Source organism: Rickettsiales bacterium, assembly GCA_033762595.1.
In the GTDB taxonomy this organism is placed as follows: domain Bacteria; phylum Pseudomonadota; class Alphaproteobacteria; order Rickettsiales; family UBA8987; genus JANPLD01.
The window spans coordinates 1-6204 of record JANRLM010000041.1; the positions used below are offsets into that span (position 1 = coordinate 1).

A 6204-nucleotide genomic window follows, 5' to 3' on the forward strand; every position below is an offset into this window, starting at 1 on the left:
AAGATTTTTTAATTGATGATGAGAGGCAAATAAAATTGCTTCCCAAAATGAACCTTCGTTTAGTTCGGCATCACTAATCAAACAATAAATTTTGCGATTACTTTTTTGGATCTTAGCTGACAAAGCTGCGCCGGTTGCGAACGTAATACCCATTCCAAGTGAACCAGTAGTAAATTCTACACCAGGTAGAAAATGTTTAGGATGAACTCCGATCCGGCTATTATTATGACTAAAGCTATCGAGTTCTCCTTTGCTCAAAAAACCTTTTAAATAAAGTGCGATATAGAGAGCCAAAACAGCGTGACCTTTTGACAAAATAAAGCGATCACGATCTGGATCTTTTGGATCTTTGATTTGCAAAATATCTTGATATAGAGTACCAACTAAATCTGCGATTGAAAGGCTTGATCCAATATGACCAACTCCTGCCAATTTAGAATTTTTAATAACTAGTTTTCTGATTTCGTTACCAAAGTTCATTTTATCAATCAAATTTTTAGCAATTATTTACCACTTCTTCCATTCAGCCTTACCAAGATTCCATAAACTCTCTAGATGAATTTTATCGCGCTGCGTATCCATTGCGTACCAAAAACCTTCGTGTTTATAAGACATTAGTTGATTTGATGCAGCCATATCTTTTAAGGGCTGTTGTTCTAAAACTATATCTTCGCCATCGGGAATATAATCAAAAATTTTTTGTGAAAAAACAAAAAATCCACCATTGATATAATTGCCATCGCCAGAAGGTTTTTCTTGGAAATCTTGAACAGTTTTATGATCGTTGGAAATTTTTAAAACACCAAATCTTCCCGCTGGCTTTACTGCAGTAAGTGTTGCAATTTTACCATGAGATTTATGAAATTGAATCGTCTTAGTAATATCAACATCACAAACGCCATCACCGTAAGTTAGACAAAAATTTTGTTCACCCTTTAAATATTCTTTAACTTTTTTAATACGAGATCCAGTCATGCTATTCTCACCAGTTTCAACCAAGGTAACTTTCCATTTTTCAGAATTATTATTATGAATTGTATTAGTATTGTTGGAGAGATCATAAGTAACGTCGGAAGTGTGACGATAATAATTAGCAAAATATTCCTTAATCATATAACCTTTGTAGCCTAAACAAATCACAAAATCATTAATGCCATGAGCTGAATAGATTTTCATAATATGCCATAAAATTGGTTTGCCGCCAATTTCAACCATAGGTTTAGGTTTAAAAGTTGTTTCTTCACTAAGTCTTGTTCCAAGGCCGCCGGCGAGAATAACTGCTTTCATTTTATTTTAATTTCATTGTCACAAAATATTTTTCTGCCGCAAAATATGGATCAGAAATAACTTCTTTCCAAAAAATATTACCTTCTTCTTCTTCTTTGCGCAGAGGAATTCTAAGAATCTCTTCAAAGCCAATTTTATCATAAAGTTTCAATGCTGGTTGGTTATCAGAGAAAACTCGCAAATAAATTTCTGAAACTTGCAGCTCATTTTTAGCAAACTTTATAATTTCCTGACAAGCTAAAAGCATTAATCCTTTCGCAACTCCATTAACGCCACGAACTATATTATCGAGCTCACAGGCTTTTTTATGATAATCAAATCTAAAAAGACCAACGTGTCCAATTAATTGATTTTTTTCATCAGATACAAAATACAAAATTCGATCTTTTTGTTGTAGCAATTGCTTTTCAGTCCAAGTTTTTGTTCCTTCAAATGTAACACTAAATTGCGATGGAAAAGCATTTTGATTGTCTTTGCGCCAATTCGTTAATAAGCTAATTTTTTCATCATCTTTTAGAGTTTCGGTAGTGATTGGAATTAATTTTCCAACTAATTTATCGCCATCTCTAATTTCAATTTGAGCTGCGCTGTCTGTCTTGTTAGCTTTTATAGCTATTTCAACATTTTCACGATATTTTAAGAATCCGCTAATTTTTTTCTCTTTTGATTTTACTCCCAAAATGTCACGAACATGCGAGCATATATAATCTATTTCTTCTTCTGTTCGGTTATGACCACTTGGTAAGTTAATGCCCCGCAAACCAACATGATAAGAGTTTTTATTATCAACCTCAGAAAACATTGGCAATGAACTTAAAGGGTAAAAAATTGGACGCGAATCAATCATTCGTTCTTTTAACTTAGAGATGAATTCATCACGAGAATGTTTCACTTTTTCTTCTAAAATAATTGAACTCATCCAATAAATATTTTTTGCCCAAGGCTTTTCTGCATTAAGTGCAACTAAATCCGACAAGTCACCCAATCTTTCTTGATACCATTTGAAGATTTGAATTTTACGAGCAACAATTTCTTCAACTCTTTCAATTTGTGCTAAACCAATAGCAGCTTGGGCATTTGACATTTTGTATTTATAACCAATATCAATATTGTATAAAGTTTTTTTTGGATCGCGCCCTTGATCCCAATAAAATCTAAATTTTTCAGTAATTTGATCGTTATTTGAAACATAAATTCCACCCTCACCTGTGACAATCGCTTTTGCACCTTGAAAACTAAAAGCTGCAACATCACCCAAGCTACCAGTTTTTTTGCCATAATATTCAGCTCCAATTGATTGAGCAGCATCTTCAATAACTAACAAGTCATGTTTTTTGGCAAGCTCCCAAATTGGCTGCATATCGCAAGGATGACCATAAATATGAACCGGCATAATTGCTTTAGTTCTGGGCGTAATAGACTTTTCAAGCGATTTTGGACACATTGTCCAAGAGTCGCGATCAACATCGCAAAAAACTGGAGTAGCTCCAACATATTTAACAGCAGCAGCTGTCGCAATCCAAGTAATTTCAGGTATAATAATTTCATCACCTTCACCAAAACCCAAAGCGATCATAGCTAAATGCATCGCGCCAGTACAACTTGAAGTGGCGATTGCATGTTTAGCACCAACATATTCACCAAACTTATTTTCAAATTTTTTTATATAGTCACTGTGATGATGATTCCAGCCATTTTTTATCGCATCAACGCCATATTCAATTTCTTTCTGCGAAATTGAAGGACCAGCAGTCAAAATCAAATGACTAATTATATCTTTCATAAAAAAATTAATTTAATATTGAGAAATAAACTCATCAACTGCGCCATGCATATGGACAAACATTTCTTCATTCAAACCATGATGACAAGCAAGCAAAACACCTCCGCGCATGATGTTATCAGCATTTTTTAGAGTTTGCGCTTTACGCATTGCAATATTTTTAAAACCAGGTTGACGCGTTATATTACCAGTGAAAACCACGCGAGTTTGGATATTTCTTTTTTCGAGGAAAATTTGAAAATCGCGTCGTTCAAAGGGAGCGCTTTCTTTAATAATTATAGGAAATGCCAGCCAGCCAGTTCTGGTGTTTTGAGTTTCTTGGGGCGAGATAAAAAATTCTTCGTATTTTTTAAAGAAATTAATTTGGGTTTGATAATTTTTGCGACGAGTTTCAATATTTTTTTCTAAATCTTCTAATTGTTTTAGACCAAAAGCGGCACCAATTTCTGAGCCTTCTAAATTATAGCCAATTGCTTCAAAAACAAACTTAGCATCATATTTGATGCCATCAATATTAACATTAAAACGATTTTCAATTGCTTCAGATTTTTCATCAAAAATTGATGAACTTCTGCCCCAAGAACGTAGTAATTTAGACTTTCTAAGCTGTTCATCATCATTGATACATAAAGCGCCACCATTGCCTGCACAGTTGATAATATGGGAACCATAAAAACTAGTAATTGACATATCAGACCAAGCGCCACTTGACTTACCATTTAAAGTTGCACCTAAAGTATCAGCCGAATCTTCAATAATTTTTAAATTATATTTTTTAGCAATTGCAGAGATTTTATCCCACTCGCACAAATTTCCCATTAAGTTTGGCGCCACAATTGCCACGGTTTCTGGCGAAATCATTTCTTCAATTTTTGCTGGATCAATACAATAATTGGCAACGCCAACATCAACAAAAACAGGAACCAAGCCACTTTTAACAATTGAACCAACAGTTGTTGAAAATGTAAGTGCCGGAGTGATTACTTCACTTCCCTGTTTAAATCCAAAAGCTTCCATTCCGATATAAAGCGCTGAAGAACCAGAATTAACGTAAAGACAATATTTCTTATCAAAAAGAGTGGCAATTTTAGCTTCAAATTCACGAGCATATTTACCCATTTGCGTGCCTTCTTGTAGGCACTTAACCACAGCATCAATTTCTTTTTGTCCGTAGACGGTTTTGGCATAGGAAACAGCTATCATTTTTTAAAAGTTATATTGGTTTAATTGGTAATTTGGGAAATCTTTAGATGCTACAAAATAGTAAATTTATCTTCTGTGTGGTCTTGAAAATCAAGAAAATCTTTTTCTTTCCATATAGCTTGATTCCGCCTAATTTCTTGGAAACAATATTTTGAGTATTTGAATCCGCTATCAATAAATTTAAATAAGTAAAAAAATGGAGCCGGAAAACAGTGTAGCGCAAGAGATATCAGAACTTTTGGATTTTTAACTGGAGATTCTAGCCAAACATATTTGAACAAACTGAATCTATTTTTATGACCACGAACAAATCTTATGCTGTTATAAAGGCTTTTATTTAAGATCTTGAGCAACATTTTATAGTTATTCTCTCCTATTTTATTTCGAGACATTTCGGCAATTTTAATGCAATCTATCGGAAGCTTAAAAATAATTTTTATAGTTTTGTGAAAGTTCCAACTTATGGCGATATTGATTGCAACAAATCTTGTATCAATAACCCTCTTTGCATCCATTATTTTGTCCATGATCAAAATAAGATGTGGGTATGCATTAATGTAGTCAATTTTATAATCATCAAACTTTATTGCGAAATGAGAGCGCTTTAGAATAAAGTTTCCGATATATTGCAATTTTTCAAAATTTCTAATAACATCCGCAACCGAGGCATCTGTTATATATTCAAAATCAGTGTAGGTATTATTTTTTAGAATAATAATATCGGCATCACAATTCTCTTTTAAGGTATTATAAACACTAACCAAACCGTTCTTCGCAAAACAATCGTCACCGATCATAATAACGTTCAATCCAGTGGTTTTATCCCATAGATGTAAGATATTTTTAATTCCTCCAATATTAACCTGATTGCGATCATATAAAATTTTTAAATCAGAATTATTTTTTATAAAGTTTCTAACTTTATCCTGAGTATCGTCAGTAGAAGCGTTGTCCGATATCACAACTTCAATATCATTAACAGCGCCAGTTTGTCTTATTTCTTGCGCCATAGCTTCTAAGTTATTCTCAATAACTTTTGAGTGATTATGAACGGGGATATAAATTGATAAAAGTGGGATTGAATTCATTTTTGAAATTTGAGTTATTACGAATTATTAATTTATTTGGCAGAATTCTGCAATCTGATCAAGCGCGAAATTCTTTATATCAGACTTTTTTCCTAAGTAATTTTGATACCACTGTACCGTCCATTCAATTGCTTCAGCAAAACTTAATTTTGGTTGCCAATTTAATTCTTTTTTTGCCAAAGAATTGTCAAGCTTTAAAATTCCTGCTTCATGAAGATTGACGTCAGGGTTAATTTTATAAGAGCCAAAACCAATTTTTTCGATAAAAGTTTTGGTCAAAGTTTCAACATCTTGTTCAGCATCAGCATTTGGACCAAAGTTATAAGCTTTGGCAAATATTTGTTTTTTTTCGTAAAGATTTTTAGTTAAAATTAAATATCCCAAAAGCGGTTCTAAGACGTGTTGCCAAGGTCTGATGGCTTTTGGCGAGCGTAATTCAACTTTTTTTTGATCACGAATTGCGCGAAAAATATCAGGAATAATTCGATCAACTGAAAAATCGCCACCACCAATCACGTTGCCAGCACGAACTGATGCCAAAGCAATACCTTCTTTTTGAAAAAAAGATCTTCGATAAGACGAGGTTAGAATTTCAGCGCAAGCCTTGCTTGAAGAATAAGGATCATAACCACCCAAAGCGTCATCTTCCTTGTAAGCGTAGTCTATTTCTTTGTTCTCATAACATTTATCGGTAGTAATATTAACGATCGCTTTGACGCTACCAGACTTTCTTGCTGCTTCAAAAACATTTAACGTTCCTATAACATTTGTTTCATAGGTTTTTCTTGGATCAAAATATGAATCTCGAACCAAAGGTTGCGCCGCCATGTGAATAATAATTTC

At 33.5% G+C, this 6204-nt stretch carries 6 protein-coding genes; all 6 read right to left on the reverse strand.

Features of this window, described 5'->3' with window-relative positions:
- On the reverse strand, window positions 1-480 hold a 480-nt coding region (locus SFT90_03355), incomplete at its 3' end, for a 1-deoxy-D-xylulose-5-phosphate synthase N-terminal domain-containing protein (protein MDX1949523.1).
- A 27-nt stretch (window positions 481-507) separates the two neighbouring features.
- Window positions 508-1287: a glucose-1-phosphate cytidylyltransferase gene (rfbF, locus tag SFT90_03360; GenBank protein ID MDX1949524.1), complete on the reverse strand. Its 780-nt coding sequence runs from the start codon at window positions 1285-1287 to the stop codon at window positions 508-510.
- Window position 1288: 1 nt separating this feature from the next.
- Window positions 1289-3070, reverse strand: a complete 1782-nt coding sequence (locus tag SFT90_03365) for a GNAT family N-acetyltransferase (GenBank protein MDX1949525.1) — start codon at window positions 3068-3070, stop codon at window positions 1289-1291.
- Between the two features lie 12 nt (window positions 3071-3082).
- A complete protein-coding gene (locus SFT90_03370; GenBank protein ID MDX1949526.1) occupies window positions 3083-4273 on the reverse strand; it encodes a DegT/DnrJ/EryC1/StrS family aminotransferase in 1191 nt (396 codons plus the stop codon).
- A 50-nt stretch (window positions 4274-4323) separates the two neighbouring features.
- Window positions 4324-5361, reverse strand: coding sequence for a glycosyltransferase family 2 protein (locus SFT90_03375; protein MDX1949527.1), 1038 nt, complete (start codon window positions 5359-5361; stop codon window positions 4324-4326).
- Between the two features lie 27 nt (window positions 5362-5388).
- The coding region (rfbG, locus tag SFT90_03380; protein MDX1949528.1) for a CDP-glucose 4,6-dehydratase at window positions 5389-6204 on the reverse strand (816 nt) is incomplete at its 5' end.